General features: G+C 46.1%; 25 protein-coding genes. 6 read left to right on the forward strand and 19 right to left on the reverse strand.

Annotated elements, in window-relative coordinates:
• The first annotated feature begins 8 nt into the window (after positions 1 to 8).
• From QZT71_RS04635 to QZT71_RS04650, 4 genes are read left to right on the forward strand one after another with little or no spacing between them, the layout of a single operon-like run.
• Positions 9 to 2,687, forward strand: a complete 2,679-nt coding sequence (locus QZT71_RS04635) for a family 78 glycoside hydrolase catalytic domain (protein ID WP_295913121.1) — start codon at positions 9 to 11, stop codon at positions 2,685 to 2,687.
• Between the two features lie 4 nt (positions 2,688 to 2,691).
• On the forward strand, positions 2,692 to 3,141 hold the full coding sequence (locus tag QZT71_RS04640; protein ID WP_295913124.1) for a GatB/YqeY domain-containing protein: 450 nt from the start codon (positions 2,692 to 2,694) through the stop codon (positions 3,139 to 3,141).
• A gap of 12 nt (positions 3,142 to 3,153) precedes the next feature.
• On the forward strand, positions 3,154 to 4,308 hold the full coding sequence (locus QZT71_RS04645) for a retropepsin-like aspartic protease (RefSeq protein WP_295913126.1): 1,155 nt from the start codon (positions 3,154 to 3,156) through the stop codon (positions 4,306 to 4,308).
• Positions 4,308 to 5,219, forward strand: coding sequence for a transporter (locus QZT71_RS04650; RefSeq protein WP_295913128.1), 912 nt, complete (start codon positions 4,308 to 4,310; stop codon positions 5,217 to 5,219). The genes QZT71_RS04645 and QZT71_RS04650 overlap by 1 nt, the downstream gene beginning before the upstream one ends.
• A gap of 116 nt (positions 5,220 to 5,335) precedes the next feature.
• Here QZT71_RS04650 and QZT71_RS04655 read toward each other — a convergent pair whose 3' ends face one another.
• Positions 5,336 to 5,701, reverse strand: a complete 366-nt coding sequence (locus QZT71_RS04655) for a DMT family protein (protein ID WP_295913132.1) — start codon at positions 5,699 to 5,701, stop codon at positions 5,336 to 5,338.
• Between the two features lie 47 nt (positions 5,702 to 5,748).
• Between QZT71_RS04655 and QZT71_RS04660 the strand changes: the two genes are divergently transcribed.
• Positions 5,749 to 6,546, forward strand: a complete 798-nt coding sequence (locus QZT71_RS04660) for an SDR family oxidoreductase (RefSeq protein ID WP_295913134.1) — start codon at positions 5,749 to 5,751, stop codon at positions 6,544 to 6,546.
• On the opposite strand, the gene QZT71_RS04665 is transcribed toward QZT71_RS04660, so the two are convergent.
• Both QZT71_RS04665 and QZT71_RS04670 read right to left on the reverse strand, forming a co-directional pair.
• Entirely contained in the window at positions 6,547 to 7,206 is a 660-nt protein-coding gene (locus QZT71_RS04665) for an HAD family phosphatase (protein WP_295913137.1), read from the reverse strand.
• 60 nt (positions 7,207 to 7,266) lie between these two features.
• Positions 7,267 to 9,738 carry a DUF5686 family protein gene (locus tag QZT71_RS04670; RefSeq protein WP_295913140.1) on the reverse strand — a complete coding sequence of 824 codons (2,472 nt, stop codon included), beginning with the start codon at positions 9,736 to 9,738 and terminating at the stop codon, positions 7,267 to 7,269.
• Positions 9,739 to 9,869: 131 nt separating this feature from the next.
• On the opposite strand from QZT71_RS04670, the gene ybaK reads away from it, so the two are divergent.
• The gene (gene ybaK / locus QZT71_RS04675; RefSeq protein ID WP_295913143.1) at positions 9,870 to 10,352 is read left to right on the forward strand and encodes a Cys-tRNA(Pro) deacylase; all 483 of its coding nucleotides are present in this window, start codon (positions 9,870 to 9,872) and stop codon (positions 10,350 to 10,352) included.
• Between the two features lie 15 nt (positions 10,353 to 10,367).
• Here ybaK and QZT71_RS04680 read toward each other — a convergent pair whose 3' ends face one another.
• The 16 genes from QZT71_RS04680 to QZT71_RS04735 form a co-directional block, all read right to left on the reverse strand.
• On the reverse strand, positions 10,368 to 11,264 hold the full coding sequence (locus QZT71_RS04680) for a glycosyltransferase family 2 protein (RefSeq protein WP_295913147.1): 897 nt from the start codon (positions 11,262 to 11,264) through the stop codon (positions 10,368 to 10,370).
• Complete coding sequence (locus QZT71_RS04685) at positions 11,246 to 12,076, reverse strand: glycosyltransferase family 2 protein (protein ID WP_295913149.1); 831 nt, start codon at positions 12,074 to 12,076, stop codon at positions 11,246 to 11,248. The genes QZT71_RS04680 and QZT71_RS04685 overlap by 19 nt, the downstream gene beginning before the upstream one ends.
• Positions 12,077 to 12,089: 13 nt before the next feature.
• Complete coding sequence (locus QZT71_RS04690) at positions 12,090 to 12,758, reverse strand: hypothetical protein (RefSeq protein WP_295913151.1); 669 nt, start codon at positions 12,756 to 12,758, stop codon at positions 12,090 to 12,092.
• Entirely contained in the window at positions 12,745 to 13,296 is a 552-nt protein-coding gene (locus QZT71_RS12515; RefSeq protein WP_363150734.1) for a glycosyltransferase, read from the reverse strand. Before QZT71_RS12515 ends, QZT71_RS04690 begins: the two co-directional genes overlap by 14 nt.
• The gene (locus tag QZT71_RS12520; RefSeq protein ID WP_363150732.1) at positions 13,254 to 13,592 is read right to left on the reverse strand and encodes a glycosyltransferase; all 339 of its coding nucleotides are present in this window, start codon (positions 13,590 to 13,592) and stop codon (positions 13,254 to 13,256) included. The genes QZT71_RS12515 and QZT71_RS12520 overlap by 43 nt, the downstream gene beginning before the upstream one ends.
• Before the next feature lie 30 nt (positions 13,593 to 13,622).
• A complete protein-coding gene (locus QZT71_RS04695) occupies positions 13,623 to 14,867 on the reverse strand; it encodes a glycosyltransferase (RefSeq protein WP_295913154.1) in 1,245 nt (414 codons plus the stop codon).
• 11 nt (positions 14,868 to 14,878) lie between these two features.
• Entirely contained in the window at positions 14,879 to 15,406 is a 528-nt protein-coding gene (locus QZT71_RS04700; RefSeq protein WP_295913157.1) for a hypothetical protein, read from the reverse strand.
• 704 nt (positions 15,407 to 16,110) lie between these two features.
• Complete coding sequence (locus QZT71_RS04705) at positions 16,111 to 17,229, reverse strand: polysaccharide pyruvyl transferase family protein (RefSeq protein ID WP_295913159.1); 1,119 nt, start codon at positions 17,227 to 17,229, stop codon at positions 16,111 to 16,113.
• Positions 17,230 to 17,240: 11 nt separating this feature from the next.
• Positions 17,241 to 18,233, reverse strand: a complete 993-nt coding sequence (locus tag QZT71_RS12525; RefSeq protein ID WP_363150729.1) for an acyltransferase — start codon at positions 18,231 to 18,233, stop codon at positions 17,241 to 17,243.
• A gap of 3 nt (positions 18,234 to 18,236) precedes the next feature.
• The gene (locus tag QZT71_RS04710) at positions 18,237 to 19,205 is read right to left on the reverse strand and encodes a hypothetical protein (protein WP_295913161.1); all 969 of its coding nucleotides are present in this window, start codon (positions 19,203 to 19,205) and stop codon (positions 18,237 to 18,239) included.
• Positions 19,198 to 20,031 (reverse strand): hypothetical protein, encoded by an 834-nt coding sequence (locus QZT71_RS04715; RefSeq protein ID WP_295913165.1) that lies wholly within the window; start codon positions 20,029 to 20,031, stop codon positions 19,198 to 19,200. Before QZT71_RS04715 ends, QZT71_RS04710 begins: the two co-directional genes overlap by 8 nt.
• Entirely contained in the window at positions 20,028 to 21,050 is a 1,023-nt protein-coding gene (locus QZT71_RS12530) for an acyltransferase family protein (RefSeq protein ID WP_363150727.1), read from the reverse strand. Before QZT71_RS12530 ends, QZT71_RS04715 begins: the two co-directional genes overlap by 4 nt.
• Positions 21,051 to 21,105: 55 nt before the next feature.
• Positions 21,106 to 21,633 carry a DapH/DapD/GlmU-related protein gene (locus QZT71_RS04720; RefSeq protein WP_295913167.1) on the reverse strand — a complete coding sequence of 176 codons (528 nt, stop codon included), beginning with the start codon at positions 21,631 to 21,633 and terminating at the stop codon, positions 21,106 to 21,108.
• The gene (locus tag QZT71_RS04725) at positions 21,627 to 22,643 is read right to left on the reverse strand and encodes a glycosyltransferase family 2 protein (protein WP_295913169.1); all 1,017 of its coding nucleotides are present in this window, start codon (positions 22,641 to 22,643) and stop codon (positions 21,627 to 21,629) included. The genes QZT71_RS04720 and QZT71_RS04725 overlap by 7 nt, the downstream gene beginning before the upstream one ends.
• Positions 22,644 to 22,683: 40 nt before the next feature.
• Positions 22,684 to 24,240, reverse strand: a complete 1,557-nt coding sequence (locus tag QZT71_RS04730; protein ID WP_295913172.1) for an MATE family efflux transporter — start codon at positions 24,238 to 24,240, stop codon at positions 22,684 to 22,686.
• A gap of 17 nt (positions 24,241 to 24,257) precedes the next feature.
• On the reverse strand, positions 24,258 to 25,415 hold the full coding sequence (locus QZT71_RS04735; RefSeq protein WP_295913174.1) for a Coenzyme F420 hydrogenase/dehydrogenase, beta subunit C-terminal domain: 1,158 nt from the start codon (positions 25,413 to 25,415) through the stop codon (positions 24,258 to 24,260).
• Between the last annotated feature and the right edge of the window lie 66 nt (positions 25,416 to 25,481).

Raw genomic sequence — 25,481 nt, forward strand, 5'->3', positions numbered from 1 at the left:
GCAATCCCATGGGAAAATCCCTTTATACGATTGTTTGCCTGCTTCTTGCGGCGGGGTGTGCTTCGGAACCGGGCGTGCGGCCCGGGGATTTGCGCTGCGAAAATTTGCATGCTCCGCTGGCTGTGGACAATACGCAGCCCCGTTTCAGCTGGAAAATCCATGCGGACGGGGCTTTCAGCCAGTCTGCCTATGAAATCCTGGTCGCTTCCGACAGCCTGCTGCTCCGGCCCGGGAGCGCCGATTTGTGGAGCTCGGGCAAAGTGGCGTCATCCCGCTCGGTCATGGTTCCCTACGGGGGGCGGGAGTTGGCGGCGCCGTCGCTGGCTTTCTGGAAAGTGCGGGTCTGGGACGCGGCGGGCCGCTGCTCGGCATGGAGCCCTGCGGCCCGGTTCGGCGTCGGCATTCTCGACCGGGCCGGTTGGCCGGGACGTTACATCGGCATGGAGGGCGTGGGGGCCCCGCTGCTGCGCAAAGGCTTCCGCATCGACGGTAAAAAAGGCACCTACCTGCTCCATGTGAATTCGCTCGGGTACCACGAAGCCTGGCTCAACGGGGAAAAGGTTTCCGGCGAGGTGCTCTCCCCGGCGGTGTCGCAGCTCGACAAACGCTCCCTTGCGGTTACATACGATATGACACACCTTGTGCGGGAGGGGGCGAACGATCTGGTGCTGTGGCTCGGGCGCGGCTGGTACCGTCCGGCCACTTTCGGTGCTGCCCATGACGGCCCGCTCGTGAACGCCCGGCTGGATGAAGTGACTTCCGGGGAATGCCGTACGCTGTTGGCCAGCGACGGTTCGTGGACGGGGCGCGACAGCGGATATGCCGATACCGAGGGGACTACGTGGCTGCCGCTGCAATTCGGCGGCGAATGCGTGGACGGCGCGAAAGTGCCTGCGGGACTCTCGGCGGCGGAGCTGGACAACCTGGCATGGAGCCCCGTCGGGGAGGCGGATGTCCCGGCCGTGCACGTTACACCCCGGATGTGCGAACCGAACTGCATCCGGGATACCGTGCTGCCCGTATCGCTGCGCCGGACGGCCGACGGTGTCTGGGTGGCCGACATGGGCCGTGCCGTCAACGGCTGGATCGAGTTGTACCTGCCTCCGATGGAAAAAGGCCGGAGGGTACGGATCGAATATTGCGACTGGCTCGCCGCCGACGGCAGTTTCCGCTCCCAGGAGGGAAATACCCTTTTCGAGGATGCCTATATCGCCGGCGGTACGGAAAGGGAGATTTTCCGCAACAAATTCAACCACCATGCGTTTCAATACGTTCGGATTTCCAATATCCCGGCGGCGCCCGTGCGGCTCGCCGCTTATCCGATTCAATCGGATTTCGGCGACGCCTCTTCTTTCGAGTGCTCCGACCCGGAACTGAATGCGATTTACGACATGGTGAAGTACACGTTCCGTAACCTTGCCTTCGGCGGCTATGTCGTCGACTGCCCGCATCTGGAACGTATGGGGTACGGCGGCGACGGCAACGCTTCGTGCAACAGTTTCCAGACCCTTTACGACGCTGCACCCCTCTATATGAACTGGATGCAGATGTGGGGCGACTGTATCCGTGAGGACGGCGGAATGCCGCACAATGTGCCGAATCCCTATCCGGCCGGCGGCGGCCCTTATTGGTGCGGGTTTATCGTTACCGCCTCCTGGCAGACCTATCTCAACTACGGCGACGACCGGCTGCTGGTGCGCTATTATCCCGCCATGCAGCGCTGGCTGGAGTATGCCGAACGCCATATGGCCGACGGCCTGCTCCGGCGCTGGCCCGATACGGATTACCGGGGCTGGTACCTGGGCGACTGGCTGGCCCCGTCGGGCGTGGACTATACGGCGCAGTCGTCCGTCGACCTGGTAAGCAACTGCTTCTTGAGCGACTGCTATGCGACCATGGCGAAAATTGCGGCGCACCTGCAACATCCGGACGATGCGTCGTCGTACCGTGCGAAGCGCGATGCGCTGAACGGACGTATCCATGCAGCGTTTTTCAATCCGGCGGGGAACTGTTATGCCACCGGTTCGCAGATCGACCAGATTTACCCGATGCTGGTCGGTGCGACGGACGAGGCGCTTGTTCCCGCCGTGACGGAACGCCTGTTCCGGACGACTCGCGAGCAGCTCGGCGGCCATATCGGCTGCGGGCTCGTGGGGGTGACCGTGCTGACGGAGTGGGCCATCCGGAACGGCTGTGCCGATTTCGTCCGCTCCATGCTGAAGCGGCACGGCGAACCCGGCTACCTCCATATGCTCGACCGGGGGGCGACGACCACCTGGGAGAGCTGGAACGGCGAACGCAGCAAAATACATAATTGCTACAACGGTATCGGCGCGTGGTTCATCCAGGCGCTGGCGGGCATCCGCCCCGATGAGGCCGAACCCGGTTACCGCCATGTGCTGATTGCCCCGCAGCTGCCCGAGGGCGTAGCGTGGGTGAAAGCGGCGAAGCAAACGCCTTACGGCACTGTTCGTGTCGAGTGGGAACTCGATGCAGACCGGTTCACCGCCCGGGTGGCGGTGCCTGCCAACAGCACGGCGACATTCTGCCTGCCTGCGGACGGAGCGGGATGCCGGGTGGACGGCAGGAGGGTACATGCCTCTGACGACCGGATACGGCTGGAGAGCGGAGTGCATACGGTCGCCTTTGTGCGGGGAAACAAACAGGATAACCTTTTAAATCATTAATGATATGTCACTTGAACAACAAATTTCGAAAGGTATCATGGAGGCGATGAAAGCCAAAGATACCGTGCGCCTGGGCGCACTGCGCAATGCCAAGAAGTACATTATCGAAGCCAAGACCGCCGGCCCGGAAATTGCCGAACTCCCTGACGCCGACGTGCTGAAAATCATTTCCAAGCTTGCCAAGCAGGGAACCGACTCCGCGGCGATTTTCGCCGGACAGAACCGTCCCGACCTCGCCGCCGAAGAGCTGGCCCAGGTCGCCGTTTTCCAGGAATTCCTGCCCAAGCAGCTGACGGCCGAGGAGCTGACAACTGAGGTGAAAGCCGTAATCGCCGAAGTCGGCGCCACGTCGATGAAAGAGATGGGCAAGGTGATGGGCGCAGCCTCGAAGAAACTCGCCGGACGTGCCGACGGCAAAGATATTTCGGCCAAGGTCAGGGAACTGCTGTCGTAAGCCGCTGTGCCGATGAAGCGTTTGCTGCTCGCGCTTTGCTGGATTGTCGCGGCGCAGGCCGTTTGCGCCCGCAAACCTGCCGTGCGGTTCGACCTGCCGTATACGGTCGAATACGGCAAGTATGTCGTGACGGTCGAAACTTCTGCGGGGCCGCGCCGTTTTGTCTTTGATACGGGGGCTTCGCGGACGACAATCAGCGGGCGGTTGAGCCGCGAACTGGGACTTTCGGAGGTGGACAGGGGCCTCGTCGGCGATTTCGAAGGCCATCGGCAGTCGCTCGCCTATGTGCAGGTGCCTTATCTGCGGCTGGGCGGGGCCGTGTTTACCGACAAGCGGGTGGTTGTCCTGCCCGACAGCTCGTATATTTTCCGTTGTCTGGGCTTTGACGGTATAGCAGGCGGCGATTTGCTGCGTGATTTCGTCGTGCGGATGCCAAATGCCGATTCGACGATTACGCTGGCCGGCGACATTCGCCTGCTGGGGGAGTGCGTCCGCCGGGATGCGGCCCGTATCCATTTTGCCGGGAACACTCCCGTGATTGCTGCCGTGCTGCGGAACGGAAAGTCCCGGATGAAAACCTACATGAAATTCGATACCGGTTCCGCCGCCCTTTTCGACTGCCGCTACGACGAGTGTCTGGCATTGCTCGAAAGGGGAATCCTCCGCGACGTGCGCCGTACCGAGGGCCACTCCGGCAATCTGGGGTGGAGCAACCGTTCGGTCGTCGGTGATGCCGTGCGGGGTGTGGTGCCGGAGTTCGTGTTGGCCGGACAACGGCTTGCCGCGATGCCGCTCGAGATCACCCACGGCTCCTTCAGCAAACTGGGCTGCGGACTTTTCCGCTGGGGAACAGTCGTAATCGACTATCCCGGCCGCCGCTTCTGGCTGCTGCCGCATGCCGCACAGCCGGAGCCGCCCGATGCTTCGGTGATGAATGTCACCGTAGCGCTCGACGGCGGACGGTTGGTCGTGGGGCAGGTCTGGGACGAAGCCCTCGGGACGGTTATCGCGCCGGGCGACCGCATCGTCCGCCTGGGAACGGTGGAGGTAGAGCGGGTCGACCCCTGTGCTTTCATCCGCGGCGAAGTACGGCCGGACAAACCCGAACTGACAGTTGAACGCAAGGATGGAACCCGTGTGCGGGTCCCCGTAAAACGAATGGAATAATGCACGTACTGGAATACCTGCACCGCAATGTCAAGACCGTCGCCATGCCGACGGCCATGGTGGTCGGGGCGCTGCTGTGCCGTCCCGTGACAGCCCTCGAAGCGTGGACGGGACAGATGATTACGCCGACGCTGATTTTCCTGATGCTTTTCGTGACGTTCTGCCGCGTGAAACCCCGGCAGATGAAACCCTCCATGCTGCACCTGTGGCTGCTCCTGTTTCAGGTCGTGGTGAGCATTGCCGTCTATTTCGCTTTGTTGCCGCTGAACGAGATTGTGGCGCAGGGGGCGATGATTTGCGTGCTGGCTCCCGTGGCGATGGCCGCGGTGGTGATTGCCGGTATGCTCGGGGCCAATGTCCCGACGATGGCGACGTACAGCCTGCTGTGCAATATGGTGATTGCACTGGTCGCTCCCGTCGTCCTGTCGTTCGCCGGGACGGGGGCCTGCACCTTTACGCAAATACTGGCACGGATTGCGCCGCTGCTGATTATGCCTTTCGCTGCGGCGCAGTTCTGCCGTTTGGTGCTGCCCGGGACTGCCAAATGGATCGGCGACCACAGCCAGATTTCATTCTATATGTGGCTGGCGTCGCTGATTGTGATTATCGGACGTACGACGGCTTTCATTATCGACCTGCACAATGCATCGCTTTCGACCGAATTGTGGCTGGCGTTTGCCGCGCTGGTAATCTGCCTGGTGCAGTTCAAGGTCGGCCGTACGCTCGGCCGCCGTTACGGCGATGCGCCGGCCGGCGGGCAGTCCCTCGGACAGAAGAACACGGTGCTGGCTGTCTGGATGGCGCAGTCGTTCCTCAACCCGATTGCTTCGATTGCCCCGACGGCCTATATCGTCTGGCAGAACTTCGTGAACTCCTGGCAGATTTACCGTTACGACCGGCAGAAACGATAAGAATTCCTTCGGCGGACGTAGCTTCCGGGCTTTATGCCGGTGCAAGAGCGTCTGCCGGCCTGTTTCCGGGGCAGCTGTCATGGAGTTATAGAAGGCAAGTTGACGGTAGAGGGCGGCTATTTCCGGAAGATGAAATAGACGGCCAGAATCAGGCACATGAATCCCGCGAGGTGGTTCCAGCGCAAGGTGTCCGATTTCATGAAGACCAGCACGAAAAGCGCGAAGACCGAAAGCGATACCACCTCCTGAATTACTTTCAGCTCCCAGAGCGAGAACGGGCCCCCGTACTGCGTCGAGCCGATGCGGTTGGCCGGTACCAGGAAACAGTATTCGAACAGCGCGATGCCCCAGCTCAACAGGACGACAGCGGTGATGCCGAAACGTTCGAATTTGGATTTGAACGCGATATGGCCGTACCATGCGAGCATCATGAAGGTGTTCGAAACGACGAGCAGGCTGACAGTGGCGATTGCTTTGAACATATATTGCTGGGCTAAAACGTCGCAAAAATATTAAAATTTTTCATACGATGACTATTTCCGGACAGAAATACGCATTGATCACCGGGGCCGCGTCGGGCATCGGCCGTGAATATGCCCGTCAACTGGCTGCGAAAGGGTATAGCCCGGTGCTGGCCGACCGGGCCGAAGCGGTGGAGGTTGCGGCGCAGGAGATTGCGGCGGAATACGGCGTCGAAGCATTGCCGTTGCGTGTCGACCTTGCGGAACCGGATGCCGCAGGGCGGATTTTCGCAGGGACCGAAGAGCGGGGAATCCATATCGATGTGCTGGTCTGCAATGCGGGTGTCCTGCTTTTCGGGGAACTGGCTTCGGCGTCGCCGCAGGCGGTCGGCCGGATTATTTCATTGCATTGTACCGTCACTTCGCAGTTGTGCTGCCTCTATGCCGGACAGATGCAGCGCCGCGGCTGCGGCGGGCATATCCTGCTGATGTCGTCGGCAACGGCCTGGACGCCCTATCCTACGATTGCAGCCTATTCCGCGACGAAGGCCTATCTGAAAACCTTCGGACGGGCGCTTCACGACGAGTTGGCGGACAGGGATATTCGGGTGACGACGGTATTTCCCGGAGCTGTGGACACTCCGTTTTACAAACTCGGCGACGCATGGCGCCGCCGGTTTATTCGTTGGGGTGTGATGTCTACGCCGCAGGAGGTGGCCCGCAGGGGCCTGAATGCACTTTTCCGGGGTCGCAAGCGTTGTATCCCGGGAGTTTTCACGAGGCTGTGCGTGTGGGGTTCCCGACTGGTACCGGACTGGGCGGTGCGTGCGGCGTTCCGTTCGCAGTTCGTACAGCGCCGGTTATAATTACCGGAGCAGCGCGTCGAGGTCGGTGATGTCGCGGAAGTCGTCGATGATCCAGTCTGCGGCGGTTTCTTCGGACAATGTCTTCCGGTCATGCGTCGTCGCCAGCGCCACGATGCGGCCGGCACCTGCGCGCCGGGCTGATTCGATACCGGCCTTGGCGTCTTCGAAAACCACGCATTCCGCAGGCGTCAGCCCCAGTTCGGCGGCGGCTTTCCGGTATATCTCCGGGTCGGGTTTGCAGCGGGTCACCATGTCGCCGCTGATTCGGACGTCGAAATAAGGCCCGATATTGCATTTTTCCAATACGAAGTCGACGTTGGGCTTGTAACCCGACGAACCTACGGCGCAGCGTATGCCTGCCGCGCGGAGTTTTTCGAGCAGGGGCACCAACCCGGCCACCGGCTCGATTTCGGGGGCGTATATCTCCCGGTACAAGGATTCTTTCTCTTCGGCGAGCGCCGCGAGTCCCTTTTCGCGGATTACCTCTTCGGGCATGATGAGCCGCATGATGTCGTCGTTGCCCATGCCGAACGCCTGTCCGAGTTTCTCTTTCCATCCGTGTACGCCGTAGCAGTCGCAGAAAATCTCGAACGCCCGGAGGTGGACGGGAGAGTTGTCCACGAGCGTTCCGTCCATGTCGAATATTGCACCTTTAATCATAGATTCCGAATTTTTCAGCCCAAAGATAGCCAAAATCTTCGGGTTTGGGGGAGCGTTCGGTCAGAATTTGAGGTTCATGCTCAAGTTGACGGCGAAGTTCTGTATGTCCTGTCCCGGTTTCGGGTCGCGGTGGGTGACGCGCCAGATGCAGTCCACGCGCAGCAGGCGGAAGATGTTTTCGACCCCGAAACCTACCTCCACGTAGGGATCGGATACCGACGACATGCCGCGCGGAAAGAGCAGGGGCGCCTGCGTCCCGGGCAGGCTGCCGTCGTTTTCCTCCGAAAGCGTGCCCCATACGCCTTTGCAGACCAGCACTTCGCGCCATTTGAGTTTTTTGACGAGCGGAATCCGTCCCAGCAGCACGCCGTTGAAATGGTGCTCGAAGAAGAGCGCCACCCAGGCGTCCGAGGCGAATTCGTAGAAGTTCATGCACGAGAAAGCGTACGGGTCGTAAAAGTAGGTGCCGTTGCCTTCGTGTATCTTGAGCAGCGGATAGGGCACCCTGCCGAAGATTTTGCCGCCCTGGAGCGTGATGTTCGAATAGCCGAGCGGTGGCAGTTCGGGCTTGTAATGGATGCCGCCCTCGAGGCGGTAATATTCGTAGCCGTCGCTCATCACGCCGGGAAGTCCGGCCGAGAACCCGAGTGTCACGATGGGGTAGACCGAGCCCATGTACTGTTTGTCGAACGGCATGCGGTAGATGCTTTCGTTCTTCGAAATGCGCATGCCCACATGCACCGATGCGTCCGATACCGAATTGACAATCCGCCCGTCGGGACGAACCAGCGGCACATATTTGTTGCCGTAGATTTTCTGGATGCGCGCCCCTGCGAAGTTGCTGATGCCGTGGCTCCATTCGTGTTCATAGTCCGCTTCGCCGCGGTTGACCATCGAGAGCCGCGAGTCGCCGCGCGAGAGGAGCGAACTCAAGATGTTGCTCTCGGTCAGGGCATTCTGGCCCGCACCGAGCTGCATGACGTCGTGACGGCCCGAAACGGTCAGCTTGCGTGTCAGGCGGCGGTTGAAAGCAAGCTCGACGCTGCCGCCGCCCTTGAACATCCCGTCGCGCGTGCCGTAGGCCGCGTACCCCGAAAGGCGTATGCGGCGGCTGACGGCCGAGGTCGTGCGGAATCCGGGCTGCATGCGGAAACCTTCCAGCCGGTTGAAGCTGGCCAGTTTATAGTAGGGGCCGATGCCGATGTATTTGGTGTTCCAGTAACCGACGATGACGGTGTTGATCAGTGTGTAGATGTTGCGGTAGAGCGGCACGTTCTGCACCGAGTCGACCATGGCGTAGATGCCTTTCTCCTTTTCGCTCAAACGGTAGGGGCGCGCCTGTTCCCAGAACGCTTCGTCCTTGCGGTTTACCTCCTCTTCGTCGCGGATGACGACGTTGTTGTCCATGCGTATGACCTCGTCGGGAATCGGTTCCCCGATCCGCACGTCGGTGTAGGCCACTTCGCGCGTGCCGATAAACGAGGTCAACTTCGACGAATCGGCCGTCGAAATCGAGAACTCGGCCGATACGCGGTCGCGGCTGCGGAACCAGGTGCTATCGCGCACAATCCGGTTCTCGTTTTCAAGCCGCAGGTGTTTAATCCAGTTGACGTTGACACCCTTGGGCATGCGGGCCGAAGCCGATTGCAGGGCGTACGACGCCGAGTCGATGTTGACTTCGCCGTCGAGAACCGGCGTCGAGAACCGTTTGGGGTGGAAACGTATTTTATAGGTTTTGCGGCCGTCGACCTGCATGCTGTCTACGAGGAAGTAGTCGTAATAGAACAGTCCCCCGTCGGCGAGCGGGCTGGCGAAACGGACGTTGAAGATGTCGATGAAGTTGTCGTAGAAGTTGACGTTGCCGTGCATCTGGCCTGTGAACTGGGCGATGGCGAAGCTGTCCTCGACGCCCGATACGCGGTTGGCGCGGATGATTTCGCGCGAAAGCGAGGGATTGCGCTTGCTGTGGTAGTAATCGGCCTTCGTTTCCGAAATCATGGCCGGCAGGTAGGCCTGCCCCGTAAGCGCCGAGGTGTCGACGTATTCGAATACGAACCCGAAGTTGCGCTGCAGGCGTTTGCTGCGGAAGCGCGGCTTGATGTTCGTCAGGTCGAGTTCCATTTTGGTGTAGGTCGCGCAGTTGTAGCGCTCGTATTCGTCGGGGTTGTTCAGCGCTTTGCGGCGTATGACCCGCTTGAGTATCGGGTGGGCCGGGTTCTCGCCGGGAGTGATGACGACGTTGCCGATGCCGAACTCCACGGATTCGAGTGTAAAATCGACGTGGTTGAAGCTGTGCGGTACGAGGGGTTTGGTCTGGGGGGCATAGCCGACCATCGAAGCCTGCACACGGCTTACCGTATCGCGGGTTTCGAGCGTATAGACGCCCTCCTCATCGGTCGTAATACCCGTTGTGGTGCCGGGGAATACGACGCTCACGAACTGCATGGGGGTACCGTCTGCGGCGTCCGTGACCCGGCCGCGGACGCGTGTGCTTTGTGCCTGCAAACCGGGGCACAGCAGCATTGCCACCATTGTCAGGAGCAGTTGCCTGTATGTATTTTCACCGCGAAACATTTTACAAAAATAGCGAATTTGCGCCTGTTTAGGCAAAATAAACTACCTTTGCACAACTTAAGCCGAAATATTGAACACCCAAAGTAGAAATGGCACACGGGAAGGTCGAAAAGACAAATGCGGCGCGACTGCTCGACCGCGCGAAGATAGCTTACGAGCTGGTTCCCTACCGGGTCGATGAGGAACATTTGGCGGCGACGCATGTCGCCGAACAGCTGGGCGAGGACATTGCCTCGGTATTCAAGACCCTCGTGCTGAAGGGCGACCGCACGGGGTATTTCGTCTGTGTCGTGCCGGGCGACCACGAAGTCGACCTCAAGGCCGCCGCACGTGTTTCGGGCAATAAGAAAGCCGATTTGATTCCGATGAAAGAGTTGCTGCCCGTGACGGGCTATATCCGCGGCGGATGCTCTCCAATCGGCATGAAAAAACAGTTCTCGACCTACATCCATTCGACGGCCGCAGCCCTTCCGTTCATCTATATCAGTGCCGGCGTCCGGGGCCTGCAACTGAAAATCGCCCCGACGGAGCTGATAGCTTTCGTCGGGGCGACCGTGGCGGAAATATTATAAGTCTGATGTTGGGTATTATTGGCTTTTAAACTGCTTCATTACATAATTGGAACTCCTGAGCCATAATCGCCAGATGAGTGCAAAGCTGATCAGAGGAGCATATTTTATGTTTTTAATTATTAAATGTGATGCATTCTGTATTCTGCCTTTTAGAATGTTCCATAGAATATCTTTTCCGATTAATTCAGCATCAGTCAACTGACGATATAGATCAGAACTTTTTGGAATAAGGTGCCATGCTATGCATTGTTCTAGGGGGAACTGCTTTTTACTCAGACTACTGTATCTTCTTTCATAACACATGATAATTGAAGTAGTATAAGCAATCGTTTGGCCCTCTATTAATTTGTTCGTAAAATATATGTCTTCACCCCAAGTTATGTTTTTTTTAAATCCTCCGATTTGAAGAAAAAGTTTCTTTGCACACATGAAGGATCCTAATCGAAGATACCATTTTCTGAACCAACGCTGTTTGAATGGTAAGTCAATCAGTTTTGTTTGTGATAAACTACATGTTGGGATAATTTTTTCGTTACTGAATTTAGTTATATAATTACCAGAGCAAATAGCTACAAACGGGTATTGTATATGAAGGGAAATAAGAGATTGAATAGCATCGGGATATAAGGTGTCGTCTGCGTCTAAAAACAGCAACCATTCACCGCAAGCTTCTTGGGCTCCTCTGTTCCTGGCCGCTGATACCCCTTGGTTTTCTTGGTTGATCAAACGTATACGAGGATCGGAAAATTGTGTCACAATTTGTAGAGATTGATCCGTAGAGCCGTCGTTTACAATGATTAATTCAAAATCTGAATAATTTTGGCCCAAAACGGATTGAAGTGTATGTGCAATAGAATCGGCTTTATTATACAACGGGATAATAATAGAGAGTTTTAGATTCTTCCTTTCCATAATTTTGGGAAAATTACGCGTAAATGGTTCGTAAAATAATGGATGCAGGCAGATAATATTCCATGATGCCGATATTCATAAACGAAAAACTCTTCCGGATTATGTCCTAAAGGAGTTCTGAATGCTTTCCATCGTTGTTTGAGTGTTTTACGTGGATTGCACCAAGTCGGAAGCGAATTATGCAGATCGCATTTGCCTAAAATGCCGGGAGCAATGATTGAGGTTATGCCCTTTTTTTTCGCACGCAGTCCGTAATCGAAATCCCCCAGTGCATGTTTGAATTGGGAATCGTTCATGCCTATGAGATTGAATACGTGGCGGGGAATGAGTACAATATTCCCGTTGAATAAATCGCATTTTTGCGGTAAACTGTTCGGGATAATCAACCGGTTTTTCATCCGGCCTCCGTATGTTACGATCAATTTGTTATTTGTCGTTGAGGTTGTTCCGACAATGATACTTCTATTTTGATAAAGATAGGAGCATGCCAATAATGTATTTATTGCTTCGGGATTCAAAGTTGTGTCATCATTCAGCCAAAGGTAAAAATCGTAATCCTTGGTCGTGCGCGCTTTCAGCCACGCTTTATACATTCCTTGGTTCCAGTACAGGGTTCCGTCGCCTTGTATGATGCAGACTGCGGGGAATTTTTCTCGTATGGCTTCCGCAGTGCCGTCCGTGCATCCGTCGTCAGTCATATAGATGTCTGTTTCAAAGCCATTTACAGGCAATTGAGCATATAAATATTTCAGACAGTTGATAGTTTCTTTTTTGCGATTATGGACTGTCATTAAGACTGCGATAGTCTGCATATTATTCAATTCGTTAGATAGCTCGATCCCAAATAATGTTTTCTTTGATTAATCTTGCCGGGATCCCGGCATATATTGCATGCGATTTGTCGTGCTCGTTAGAAACCAGACTGCTATTTCCAATAACACAATTATCAGGAATTTTACCTCCTTTCATAATACGGACATGTGCACCCAACCAAACATGGTTGCCAATAACAACAGAGGAGGCTGTATTAATCCGTTCTTGCATAGTATTTAAGATAGCGTGCGAATCTCCGTTGCGAATTTCGATATCGTTTGAAAACATACAATCTTTTCCGATAATAATGGATTTCCCCTCGGTAGATGCGATATGCCCGCTTTCCATTGTAAAATCTTCTCCGATAATTATTTCACAATTATTACCCTGCAGCCAAAAATGCGTGTTGTTAACGATTGTGTGTCCACCTCCTATAAAAAGTCGATTATTGTCTCCGATAATTGTTATATGACACTTGTTTAATCTGGCTTTAGAACCTACTACAAGATGGTTGTGTTTCCCATTGACTCGGAATTTATTCTTGTTTAAGAAAGCTCCCGTCAAAGAGAATTTACATTTTGAGTGGAATAGCCAATAATTGTTCCAATGAATAAGGTTATAGATTATGGCTGTAAAATGTAATAAATTATTGTGGTTCTTTATAATGTCAGTGAGCCTCATATTTAATTTTATTCATTATGCGTCTGATTATCTGTCGGAAGAAGCGAGGATAGAAACAGAATATAAATACAATAATACTGCGGATAGGATTTAAGTTTATGTTTAAACCATATGCATGTAAACACTGCGGTGATAATATTGGATAAAATTTCAATGTCATTTTTGCATCATTATCAACATTGTTGTCGTGAATCACTTCTATCCACATTTCTTTCTTGTCACGTATTGTCAGAATGTTATAATCTTTTCTGTAGGAAGATAGAAAATAGTGATTAATGCTCCAGACTGTTTTGAAATCAAGGTTATCAGCAGTTTCTATGAGAGTTAAAAAATGATTGTTCGGATAAGGTATGTGGTTAACAACTCCTAAATTTATAAAATATTGCAGCCCGTATTCGAACGATATGATTGTCTTGTGAGAAGCAGTATATGCTAATCTTTGTACTGATTCAATGTAGTCGCACCTTAAGCAGTCATCATTATCCAGATAGGTGGTTATGATTGCATCATTGTCCCCCCCCTCAATTTTTTGATACAATCTTTAAAATACTCCAGATAATTAATTGTTTCCTTTTTGTTTAAATAATATGGGTGAAAGTTAGGACATCGTATTATATATTCGGTTATTTTTGATTTATAAGCGCAAGGCGTATCTATATCGAACAGACATATCCATTTGAAGTTTTGATTTGTCTGATTGATAATGGATGGTAAGCAATATGTTTCAAATAGATCAAAACGTTTATTTAGCCAGACTTCAGTCTGAACAGGAATATTACTCTTATCTTTGGTCCATAATTTCAGGTTGAACCGAGTCAATATAAAATGAGTCATATTCAGTTTTTATTTTTTAGACAACCTTTCTTATTCTATTATTGACGTGTATATTTTTAATTGAGTTTGTATAACCGAGTTTATGTTGTTTTGCTTCTGTCTCTGGCGCCTGCCGTTTTTCGATAAAGTTTCTGCATATTCCTTGTTCTCAATAAGTGTGGAAATATGGGCAGCACATGTTTTATAGTCCATCGAATTGTAGAAGAGCGCTTCCTTTTCGTGAACAGCCAACTCCGGCATAGCCCCTGCGAAAGAAACTACAGTTGGTATCCCTACGATCATACTCTCAGCCAAAGCTAAGCAATATGTTTCGATATATGACGGAATGATGCAAACATTGCATTTTTGAAGATGTTCGATAATTTGGGTTTCGTTAAGCGGACCTGTGTAATGTATGTTGTTTTCTAAATTATTTTGTTTTATTAGTTTGTGTAAGAAAATTGAATAACCGTCAAGTAATTTGTTACCTACGTCTATTCTGCCAGCTAAGTATAGTATAATATTCGGATATTTTTGTTTTAATACAGAAATAGCCTTCAGGAGTGTATGTATTCCCTTGTAAGGCACTGCGGCAGAACAAAAAGAAAAAAGAACAGGTTTGCTGCTGCATGAAGTATATTTCCAATGAGGACAACTGTAAAACATATCTCTTAACATGATTCTTGTCGGATAATAATAGGCCATAGAATTAATATTTTCCAATTGGTTTTTGACCCATTGAGACTGGTAGGAGATATGTGTGAATTTTTTTATACACTCGAGCTCTATCATTCCACGTTTTCTAAAAATTCGTTTTTTATTCCACAGCGTACGCCATGGCATAATTATTTCTTTTAGATTGATACAATCTAATATATCAGAAAAAGACAATCCTCCGTAGTAAGAATCTGCATAAGCAAATAATAACCCTTGGATATCGAGAAGTGCTTTTGCCTTAATATATCCTTGAGCGTATACAGAGGCCCAAATTTGTTCTGTGCCCCATATATGTACCAGATCCGGTGCTACTGTTTGTTCAATTTTAGCGATCTCCTTACATGTTGTTTTCGATGCGATTTGTCCGTAGACTTTCCTTTTACGTATAGGAATAATCCACTGTTGGATCCTACCGAAGTCTTGTCGTATAATTTTATCAGTCTTACCCGATGTAATATTGATAATTTGGACTTCTCCAGATTCTTGTAATTTTTCAGCCAATGGTTGTAGCCAACTGCCTGTGCCATCAATCTTTTTTTGGGAAAAGATCGTATTGCACAGCCATAGAATTTTTTTCATGGGAGAATATATTAGTTAAATATACTTCGAATCCAAGTTTTAAACATATTGTTGTTCATTTGGCGGAAAGACGCAGAGAACCCCATTGCAATCATCATCCAGATCGATATGCTCATAATTTGGAATGAATTGAAATCCTCAATCCATCCATAAGCCCAACGAAAGGCGATAAATACGCCTAGTAATTTCATAAAAAGATTATTAGAACAATAAACGGCCAAATAGGAACTTTTTAGATATAGAAAGCTGTACATGAGCATACCAATTAATCCCAACCATGTAAATACATTGGGATGACAGACTTCATTAGAATGACGTTCGTATTTTCCTGTGTTCAGTTCTTCTGCATTATAGGCTCCAAACCACGCAGAATCGTTTCCTCGTGCTGGAGTGCGGCCGAATAATACATACCTATGCCGTATTGCCGAGGTAATAACTTCTTCATAGATAAATGTTCGTGTATCATCGGATAGATCTTCATTTATTACTTCTCCTTTAATAATTCTTTTCTCAATGTATTTTCCTTCGTTTTGTGCCATTCCTTTGAATATATTGAATGTCCCGGATATACCCAAGCCGAGTAAAACGACAGGCAGGAAATAACATAACCAATGAGCTAATTTCAATATATTGTTAGATATGTATTTAGATAATATGTAGGCCAAACTCATTAGCAAAGCAATTGCTGATTTGATGACCTGGCTTCGTGCACCGAAAGCAATGAATAACATGATTATTAAGAGAAAGAAGCATAGGTATTTCCATTTCCGAGGAAGAATGGGTAGAAAACAAGCGATCAGATACAAGGGGCCTAAATAAAAATGGTAAGCTCCGGGTACCATTACCCACATGAAAAAAAGAAAGAAAAGCGGTATGGCATATTTAAACCAGATTCTCAATACTTTGTGTAAAAGGTTGGGGTCGGAAAATACATAAACGAATATAGGAAGTGATAATGATAAGCTGCCTTGGACCAATTGTTTCCACTCCCAATAATTCTCAGCAATAAAACATCCGCGGATTATACCTATTGATAACCATACGAGATAAATTGTTACTATGCGGTAATCTTTTCTATTGCGAGGCCGGAAATATTTTCTTTTATACCAAAATATATATGTAACGGTAATAAAGGATAATAATATTTCAGAATATGTATTTCCGATTGGAACTGAACTGAATTGGTTTACAGAAGTAAATGTTATCAGTAGGATCAAAAGAGGTAATAAAGTCCTTTTTTTTGTCATATTTTATCAGACGATAAAGCTGTTTGTAAAAATGCTAATGATTCATTGACTTGTATTTGCAATAAATTATCGGTTGAATTAAAATCTGGTATAAGGTGATAACTGCCTTTTGTTACTGCATCTTGACAACTTGTAATGATCCAAGTGGAAAGGTGATATCTGGACGCCATATCGATAAAACGGGAGGCTCTAGCCTCTTCTGCATAGTATGCGATGAATCGCTTGTGAAATTTTAACGCAAAAACCAATGCATGGAATGAATCCGAATATACGAATGATGAGTAATACAATATATTAAGCCATTCGATGGGGGAGAGTGTGCAATATGTTTTATCTGCCCAGAAATACCATCTGGGACTATTTTCAGAGAGAACTATCGAAATAACAGGTATATTTCCAAGTTCTTGACGAATTCCATTTAAAATTGAAGTATGTCCTCCGTCAATTTCACTGCCTAATATGTATGTAACAATATAACGGGAGTAAGGAGCTATGGGGATGGTCGATATATATTTATCGAATGATATTAAAAAGGTAGGATCTGCTACGATGGGCGGTTTAATACCAGTTAGGGTTTTGACAAAATCATATGTGGTTTGATTTCGAACAGAAATGTGGTCGTATTTGTTTAATAAGGCTGCAATATGTGACTTATGTTGCTCGTCAATGAAATTTTTTGCACAACAAGGTGCGTAACTTATTCGTTTGCCTTGATAGGACGGTTCCCATCCGATGAAGTAAGTTGCATGAGAATGTCCGCTCCATCCCCAAATTTGATCGCTGCCCGTTATAATTGCGTCATATTGGCGTGTGAGATAAGCAATTGTATCGATTGTACAGGCTTGGGACAGATTGAGGTACTTTTTTTTATGTTGATTGAAACGTTGTTGTGTGCGTCTGCCGTATAGGAGCCTGAATATCATGATTGTTCCGGCTTTTATTATCCCGTTTAATTTAATGCCGATACCTCTGTAAAATGGGGCTCTGTTATTAAATGTAATTTGGATGATTTCGGGTTCATGTCCCATGACTTTTAGCACTTCCTGCATGGCTAAACATTGTAGTTGAGCCCCATAGTTTAATGAGTCCTGAAAAGTCAATATTCCGATCTTCATTGTATTGTTTATTATCTGAATCCTATTATTTCCAATAGTTTGTTGGGAAGAGTCTTATGGCATATGCTTATTATAAGCACGCAGGATAATAAGGTTAAAGTGACATATAGTAAAAAGAGTATAAAATGCGGAAGTAGCATGTTTATGCCTGTGGTTGATACTAATTTTATGATGATTGATAGAACTAATATATGCAACAAATATATTCCATATGAATAATTGCCAACGGTAACCCAAATGTTATTTTGGGTATTAACCTGTATTTTAATGGCCAATAATATCAAGCAGAATGTATAGATGAATGAACTGTACTTTATCTGACTGATTGCCCAGCTGATATTGTCGATATCTAATATTTGGTATGCTTCTGCAATAGAAGCTAATAAAGCCAAAAAACAGAGAATGGATATTGTTAATCCGGTTAATTGGATTTTTTTATAATTTTTTAAATAGATTCCCAATGCAAAGAAAAAAATCCATGTTGGGAAGAATATTTGGTATAAAATATCGATATGGTTGATTTTCAACCAATATATGAGAATAAGAAATATAGGTGTTACTGAAAATAATATCCATTTGAAAATGCTCTTGTGCGAATTAAGCATGCGATAACATAGAGGAGTAAGTAACACCAGTTGAAAGAGTACGACTAAAAAATAAAGATGAAATCCGGGCCCTGTGCCGTTTATATAGGATAGGAGCACCCCCCCCCATGAAATGGCGCCAGAATGAAATATTAATGGCTTGATCCAATAGATACTTGTCCATATAAAGTAGGGGATTAATATTCTTTTAATGCGTACATGAAGTTTAGCCGGTTTGGCAAAATAGCCTGCCAGAAAGAAGAAAAAAGCAACAGGAAAATTGATGAATTGCCTGAACGTTACTCCCCAATACAGTGAGTTAGCTGATTCTGGCTGTAATGTAAATGCGTGAATCCCGATGACGGCAATGATACATATACATCGTAACTCCTGAATATATAAATTTTTTGAAGTTCTCATATTCTACCAATAACAGGCATTTTCAACTTTATCGGCAGATTGGGGTTTTTCTTCAGGTGATGGGCGAACCCAATATTCGTTCATAAACTGGGTGAAATCGTATGTATTGCTATAGTTTGGGTTCTCCCATCTTTGTCCCTTGATTCCAAATAGCAACTGAAGTTTTCCTCCTATGTGTACGGCTTTTTTTCCTTGCCTTTTGGCGTGAGCGGCCAAAGGAAACCCATAAGCGCCACAGCCTAGCAGGCAGATATCGTAATCTATCTTATCCATTTCTGCTTTCATGTAATACAATGCTTCGAACCAATCCTTAAATCCATTGGATTCTCCTCCCAGGCTTTGGACGGCTTTTAATGTGTACAACTCAAACGGAGGGAGTATATTGGGATTTTTAAATAGTAGTTCTCTTTTTTTGTATTGTTGACGTATGGTTTCGGCAAAGGGATGTACGACTAATATTTTTTTGTCTTTTAGTGCTTGAGTCCAAGGGGAATGGCTCCAAAAGGGATCCAGAAACGTAAAACAGATTGATTCAGCTTGTGACAGTTCCTGATTTAAATATTGTTCGTCCGAAAGCCAGCTACCCAACACATCGACTTGTTTAGTGTCTTCTATCATCAATTGACAGAATTGTTCAATGTTTTTTTCAGTCGGGGGGAAGAAGCCACTCCAGCGTTGCATTTGTTCAAGGGCGCTTTTTTCCCACCACCACGCTGGAGCGGTACCCTTTATATATCCGAGAATACTTCTTCTGTGATTTTTAACTCCGAGATAATTGACAATAGTCATTAACTCAGTACTTCCGAATCGGGCTATCATGCATGGTTTAACCCCAGATAGATGATTATAAATAATTTCTGCAGCCTTGTCGGGATTGTATTCCTGACCCAAAGGCTGCTTTCTCTGCCTACCGTTGAATCTGTTATAAATTTTACGGCAACCTTTTAGCATGCATATTGTCAGCTCATTCATATTCTTTTTTTAAACTATTCAAATCTTTTCGATGTCGGATTATTTTGGGAATTTTATTTAATCTGTATTTTATTCGTTCAATTACGGGTTTTCTCTTGCTAGCCGATAGAAACCCTCTTTGCTGATAATTTACTTTTATATCATGCTTTTCAAATAAAGGAACAACTTCATCCAACCATTTGCTCTGGACAATCCCTGTGAAAATGTAAGGAATAATTTCAAATCTGTTCAATTGTACCCATTGTTTGGATACAGCTAAATATTCTTGCTTCATTACTTTTGAGCGATCTGACCCGAATTCCTCGAATTCCCATGCATTTTCATAATCGCGAATCAAGTTCAGTAATTCGTCTTTCCGCCATAAAGCTGTTTGGCAACTTACACGATAACGTTGGTGATACGGAACATTATCGAGATTTTCATATGTAGAAGGGGTGCTGGTATGTACTGCTTGGTCTGTAAGATGTATACATTTTATATTCGGATGCTCTAGCATCAAGTAAACATATCGTTCTACAAATTCATTTTTGACCGTATCTTTCAAAAAATAGTCTTCCTGCATATAGAGGACAATGTCTGTGTCCATTGTTTCCAATGCCCATTTCAGACATTGGCTCCATGTTGCACGCTTGTTTAAGGAGATATTATGATTTTGACATACTTTTGTTGAGGTAATATCGATCCCGGGATAAGAAAAATTTTGATATTCAGTATTTAGATAGATCTTGCCGGAACAATCTTTCCAATATATTGACCATAATTTGAAGAACGGATTCCAACAATCATTGAATTTATCGCATGTGTTTATGAGAATGGAATATTTCATATTTTTTCAGCTTTAGTATAGCGTTGTAATATCCAATAGATTGTATTTTCTTCCCATTTCCCCAATAAAAAAATTCTCAATTTATCGATAAAGATACTCATGGTGAATACAAGTACAACCTCTGTTGTTAAGAGAAATAGTAATTGATTGCTATTCGAATAGATGTGTAGGTGGATAATGTGGCTGTCAACGAATAGGCGTAAGCCGTCCAGTAGATAAACTGCAATGGTGCTTGACGCGAGATAGTTGATTAATTTTGATTGAAATACAAACGACTTGAATAAATAAAATACGGATATGGCAGAAGCGAGGATGAACGGACTACAATCCAATGCGTAAATGGAACAAGGTTTTTTTAATAAAAATCCCATTCCTATGTTCAATGAGCAGATGATAGCGGTCATGAGTAAAAAAAGACCCGCTGCTTTCTTTTTTTTTACATTTTTATTCCGGTAAATTCGTATATATCTGCCTATCAAATATAAAAAAATCATGTAGACTAAACATTTCCCCCCCCCGGTAAGGATAGTATAATATGGGGTGTTGAATATTGTAGGCAATACGGAAAAGACAATAAATAATATCATCAATAGTTTCTCCAGGTTTTTTTTTGTGGATGCGGAAATGTAAGCATTCAAGTAGGGTGATAGTAACATTAATATAAGATAACAGGCAATAAACCAGTTTTTATAAAGGGGGATAACTAATAGTGCATTGAAGAGTTTGTTACTAATTGTAAATCCATAATTGATCAAATATAGGACTATGGAATAAAACGTAGTTAGTATAATTAACTGGATAAATTTGAATTTTTTGAAATTAATCCCAAAATACCCTGATATTAAAATAAAACACGATACACCGATATTGCCAATACTATTGATCAATACTCCCAGATAGTAATTCCCTGAAGTCATATCGTTGTTTTGCGCCTGTGAATACGTATGCATCAACAGGATAAGCACTATTGATAAAATGCGCAACAGTTCAAAATTAGAACTACGCTGTATCGGTGTCATGTAACCGCTATTAATTTGTTATTTGCATTGGTAGTGACGATAGAATAATTTTTGTTCAACCTTTTACAAAATCGATTTTTTTGATCACGCGACATGGATTACCGGCTGCAAATACTCCTGCCGGAATGTCTTTCGTGACAACGCTTCCTGCGCCGATAACCGTATTGTTTCCGATTGTTACGCCCGGGAGTATCGTAACATTGGAGGTTATCCATACATTATCGCCTATGGTTACCGGCTTGCCGATTACTGTGCTGAAATCTGTATAATCATGTGTACTTGTTATGATCATATTGCGAAACGAGAATGAACAACCTTTTCCTATCGTTATTGGGGCATATGCTATGCAAAACAGATCTCCTAATCCGGTGTGTTCTCCAACCGATAATAATGGCGCCGAACAATAAAATCCAGGCATAATGCTGGTTGTTTGCGGGAGTTTGAATTCTTTAAGTAATAGTTGCCTGAACCATTTTATTCGATGAATTATTGGAAGACTGTACAGTTTCAGCAACAACCGTTGTTTGAATGAGTTGGACGGTCGCCCCCCCCCTCCTATTTTGTATATTATAGGACTTACCATATTCTATATTTTTGTGGTATTGTGTTTATATCTATTTGTTCGCCTACGATGGGATAAAATCGCATTCTCCAAATAACTTTGCTGATATTAATCCAGCAGGATGAAATTTTGTTCCAATGATGTGTATATATTTTTTTTTCGATGGGATTTAATAGTGCCTTATTTTCTTCATTTAATCCGTAATAAAATTTATTAAACCATTTCGGCTCTTGTTTCAGTAATCCTTTTATACGGTGTCGTATGTCGTAGCGAAAATATATTTTGAATAATTTATTGTTTGGTTTGTCTTGGGAGAAATTCATGACATGATTATAATATTCTACTACGGAATCCAAGAGAGTGTACCTTGTTTCTTGATCAGCACTGGTAATTTGTCCAGGTACTCCTCCGATGTATTTCGCCAAGGGCAGGCCGATATACACGAACTCGGAAATCAACCCTATTTTCTGAGTTAGAGCATAATCTTCGCAGCATTTCATTTTAATGGGAAAACCGCCGGCGTTGAGGAAAACCTCTTTTTTTACAACAGTTCTGCTTGTATGGGATAGTGCTGCCGGATTTTCGAAAAAATTGAGTTTAGTTATGTGGTTAATATATTTTTTAGCTATAGAATAGCTTATGCGGGGTGATAAGATTGATGTTCCAACACCTCCTGTGCATAGCATGCCGGCTTCCGGATATAGTGCTATCCCTTTTCTGATATGTTCAAGATATTCCGGGTGCCATTCATCATCACCATCTATGAATGCAATATATTCTCCTATGGCTTCTGCTACACCCCGATTGCGTGCTGCACTTACTCCTGTATTGGGTTGAGAAATGATGCGAATTCGTGAATCATGAAAATTTTGGCTTATAATTTCCGCGCCATTATCTGTGGAGCCATCATCAATAATGATAATTTCGAAATTTCCGTATGTCTGGGTAACTACGGATGTTAGTGTATTGATGATCGTATGGGCTTTATTATATAATGGTAAAACTACTGTAATCAAGATATTATGTCCCATCTATTTGGTCGATTAATTCTTTATGTAAACAGACATATTCTTATCTTTTATAATTCATATGTTGTACTAGATAAGTCTTCAAGTTCAATAGTTGTGTCGTAATAATTTGTTTTTCATAGTGATTACAAGCAAGATAAAAACAGGAGACGCCGGAAATGATTATTGAAAATATGAGATATATAAATAAGAAATATATTGATTTAATAGGAAAGAGCCATACATATATGGAAAGGATAAAACAGATGGTTATAATTGTTATGGTTATGGGTAATACAATCATTTTAAAGACTGATTTTAGTTCAATACCACAATGTTTTTTTGTGTAGTATAAGAAATTGACGGCGACTAATAAATGTCCGAATAATAATGCCACTATATATAATACATATGGAGGAAAGTCCAATTTGAAAAGTATGTAAATTATTGGTAATTGTACTATGTTTAATATTGTTGTCCATATAGAGTAGCCTTTTATTTCTCCAGAAGCTTGTATGGCGGATGAAAAAGGACGGCTGGCAAAGGAAATTAGCATCGAAATTATACTGAACCGGACAAAAAGAGTTGTCCATTCCGGCACTTCCTTTAGCCATATTTTGAGGATATATGGGGCTTCGATAAAGAAAGGAATGGCAAATGGAATATAAAGAAGAAGGGCGAATTTTGAACCAGCGAATACTGATTGAATGAATAAGGTCCGGTTTTGTGAGCCTGCACTTTTTCCAATTAGAGGATTTAAAGCTTTAAGCATGTTCGATGATAACACCTGAAGTTGACCTGAAATCTGACTTGCAAGGCCTTGTGCCGCATTTAGTATGGTTCCGAAAAAATGATTTAGAATTATTCCTTGTCCATAGCTGCTTATCATTATAACTGCATTACTTACAAAATTCCATCCGGCAAAACCAGTCATTTCTTTCATCAGTACTTTGTCCCAATATCGTTTTGGAGCGACAATACATTCTTCATAGTTCCGGTGGCAATAGGCGCGCATGACAGATAATGTGATGAGAGGTATACAAGCCATTAAGATGCCATAGATAATTAGCTTATCGGCTGAAATATATACGACTATTAGTGCGACGAGAAGTTTAAGTAAAGCCTCAAATACACCGATGAGCGCATAATATTTCATATTCTCATGTGCATTGAGTATTGCATCGTACGGTACAGTGGTAACCGTGAATATAGTACTGATAATTAAACTCCCGTATACGATTTTTGCAGCGAAGACCCGGTCCGAAGGAATGTTGAGGATGCCGTTAAAGAAAAAATACCCGGCAATGAGGAGTGTGAGCCCGGCCAAAAGAGCAACGAAAGCATGCAGTATGATACTGATGTTAAAGATGCTTTTCTGTTTTTCTTTGTTGCCTTCTCCCTCGCAGAATGACATAAATCGCTGTGTTGCACCAGCCATCGCCGCATTGAGGAAACCTAACATACTTATGGCGCCGCCAACAATATTGAATATGCCGAAATCGGATGCACCGAGCGAATTCAATATAAGGCGGGTGGTATATAACGAAATAAACATCGTTACACCCATCTTGGCGTATAAAAATCCTGTGTTTTTTATTATTCGGTTAGCTGTGCCGGGCATACGTCAGATGCAGACCTTTATTTTATTCCGCTCCACTTTTTTATGATTCGTTTTATTCGCTCACGCGGAGTAAAGCAGTATTTAAGAACCAAAGAGGAAATGCTATATTTGTGTGTATTCAAGTCATGGAAGAAATCGGTGCGATATATATGGGCCGGTGCGGAATGTACTATCGCTGGATTTAATGGAATAATTTCCCTATATTCGCATTCTTGATGAGTGGTATTTATATTACCAAATATTCTCTCACCGAGTGGTGAATTCAACATTACCAGACTTACGCCTCTGTCGTCATTCCAATTTGGAAGTAGGCTTTCAATGCCCCAAAAGTCGGCAATTGTGATATCGCTGTTACTTTTAAAAGATTTGCTTGGACAATGATGACATGACGGTCTTAAATATAGATTTGCCAGAAATCCTCGTAGGTATAAATTCTCGTACACGGATTGGGCGAATGTTAGCTTTTTTGTACATGTATTCATTTTTTTGAATGATATGGATAAGCTATATTTTTTCCATCCGGATCTTTTATCTCTGAATCTAATGTTTTCAGGAATGCTTTGTCGTTTATGCAATATATCGTTTAAATAGAGTCGCCATACTTCTGGACTGGGAACTCCATGACAGATAAAATCCACTGTTATCAGATTTTCATAGTCTTTTTGTAAGAAAAGTTTTAATCCGGCTATTTGACAAGGCGTTCCTGAAAATAAAACGTTTCCCCCCCCCTTTAAAAAATGCAATACTTGTTGATAAGATTGTCCGATTTTACTTTGTACATATTTACTTCCTCTGAATTGAGCTAATTCTTCGGCGGTTGTTGCATAATCGTGAATTACTTCCCACTTGCTATTGAATTTTGCTCCAAAGACAACCCCATTTTCTCGAATGATTTCATTTGCCAGAAGTGTGAAAATCCCGCCGGAAGAACTCTCCAGCCGGAGCGATTCGTCTTTACATTTGGCTGCATATACAGTTAAAGGCTTTTTTTCGTTAGATTGATTGAGAATAGGACATATTTTTTCGCATATACCGCAATCAATACATGATTCCGTGTCTACAACCGGATATAGAAATCCTTCTGTGTCTTGCTGCATTTGGATGCACGACTTTGGACAACGTTGAATACAAGCTTCGCATCCACAACAATTTTGTTTCTTATCTATTGAAATCATGAATGAGTGTCATTTCTATACATTTCCCGGTAGTATTTTTCATACTCGCCGGATGTTATGTCGTCC

Origin of the sequence: uncultured Alistipes sp., from assembly GCF_902388705.1 — a bacterium.
In the GTDB taxonomy this organism is placed as follows: Bacteria; Bacteroidota; Bacteroidia; order Bacteroidales; family Rikenellaceae; genus Alistipes.

What these genes read in the sequence shown, in the direction of transcription:
- QZT71_RS04635 (WP_295913121.1), top strand. Translation starts at nt 9, where the DNA reads ATGGGAAAATCCCTTTATACGATTGTTTGCCTGCTTCTTGCGGCGGGG.
- QZT71_RS04640 (WP_295913124.1), top strand. Translation starts at nt 2,692, where the DNA reads ATGTCACTTGAACAACAAATTTCGAAAGGTATCATGGAGGCGATGAAA.
- QZT71_RS04645 (WP_295913126.1), top strand. Translation starts at nt 3,154, where the DNA reads ATGAAGCGTTTGCTGCTCGCGCTTTGCTGGATTGTCGCGGCGCAGGCC.
- QZT71_RS04650 (WP_295913128.1), top strand. Translation starts at nt 4,308, where the DNA reads ATGCACGTACTGGAATACCTGCACCGCAATGTCAAGACCGTCGCCATG.
- QZT71_RS04655 (WP_295913132.1), bottom strand. Translation starts at nt 5,701, where the DNA reads ATGTTCAAAGCAATCGCCACTGTCAGCCTGCTCGTCGTTTCGAACACC.
- QZT71_RS04660 (WP_295913134.1), top strand. Translation starts at nt 5,749, where the DNA reads ATGACTATTTCCGGACAGAAATACGCATTGATCACCGGGGCCGCGTCG.
- QZT71_RS04665 (WP_295913137.1), bottom strand. Translation starts at nt 7,206, where the DNA reads ATGATTAAAGGTGCAATATTCGACATGGACGGAACGCTCGTGGACAAC.
- QZT71_RS04670 (WP_295913140.1), bottom strand. Translation starts at nt 9,738, where the DNA reads ATGGTGGCAATGCTGCTGTGCCCCGGTTTGCAGGCACAAAGCACACGC.
- ybaK (WP_295913143.1), top strand. Translation starts at nt 9,870, where the DNA reads ATGGCACACGGGAAGGTCGAAAAGACAAATGCGGCGCGACTGCTCGAC.
- QZT71_RS04680 (WP_295913147.1), bottom strand. Translation starts at nt 11,264, where the DNA reads ATGGAAAGGAAGAATCTAAAACTCTCTATTATTATCCCGTTGTATAAT.
- QZT71_RS04685 (WP_295913149.1), bottom strand. Translation starts at nt 12,076, where the DNA reads ATGCAGACTATCGCAGTCTTAATGACAGTCCATAATCGCAAAAAAGAA.
- QZT71_RS04690 (WP_295913151.1), bottom strand. Translation starts at nt 12,758, where the DNA reads ATGAGGCTCACTGACATTATAAAGAACCACAATAATTTATTACATTTT.
- QZT71_RS12520 (WP_363150732.1), bottom strand. Translation starts at nt 13,592, where the DNA reads ATGACTCATTTTATATTGACTCGGTTCAACCTGAAATTATGGACCAAA.
- QZT71_RS04695 (WP_295913154.1), bottom strand. Translation starts at nt 14,867, where the DNA reads ATGAAAAAAATTCTATGGCTGTGCAATACGATCTTTTCCCAAAAAAAG.
- QZT71_RS04700 (WP_295913157.1), bottom strand. Translation starts at nt 15,406, where the DNA reads ATGGCACAAAACGAAGGAAAATACATTGAGAAAAGAATTATTAAAGGA.
- QZT71_RS04705 (WP_295913159.1), bottom strand. Translation starts at nt 17,229, where the DNA reads ATGAAGATCGGAATATTGACTTTTCAGGACTCATTAAACTATGGGGCT.
- QZT71_RS12525 (WP_363150729.1), bottom strand. Translation starts at nt 18,233, where the DNA reads ATGAGAACTTCAAAAAATTTATATATTCAGGAGTTACGATGTATATGT.
- QZT71_RS04710 (WP_295913161.1), bottom strand. Translation starts at nt 19,205, where the DNA reads ATGAATGAGCTGACAATATGCATGCTAAAAGGTTGCCGTAAAATTTAT.
- QZT71_RS04715 (WP_295913165.1), bottom strand. Translation starts at nt 20,031, where the DNA reads ATGAAATATTCCATTCTCATAAACACATGCGATAAATTCAATGATTGT.
- QZT71_RS12530 (WP_363150727.1), bottom strand. Translation starts at nt 21,050, where the DNA reads ATGACACCGATACAGCGTAGTTCTAATTTTGAACTGTTGCGCATTTTA.
- QZT71_RS04720 (WP_295913167.1), bottom strand. Translation starts at nt 21,633, where the DNA reads ATGGTAAGTCCTATAATATACAAAATAGGAGGGGGGGGGCGACCGTCC.
- QZT71_RS04725 (WP_295913169.1), bottom strand. Translation starts at nt 22,643, where the DNA reads ATGGGACATAATATCTTGATTACAGTAGTTTTACCATTATATAATAAA.
- QZT71_RS04730 (WP_295913172.1), bottom strand. Translation starts at nt 24,240, where the DNA reads ATGCCCGGCACAGCTAACCGAATAATAAAAAACACAGGATTTTTATAC.
- QZT71_RS04735 (WP_295913174.1), bottom strand. Translation starts at nt 25,415, where the DNA reads ATGATTTCAATAGATAAGAAACAAAATTGTTGTGGATGCGAAGCTTGT.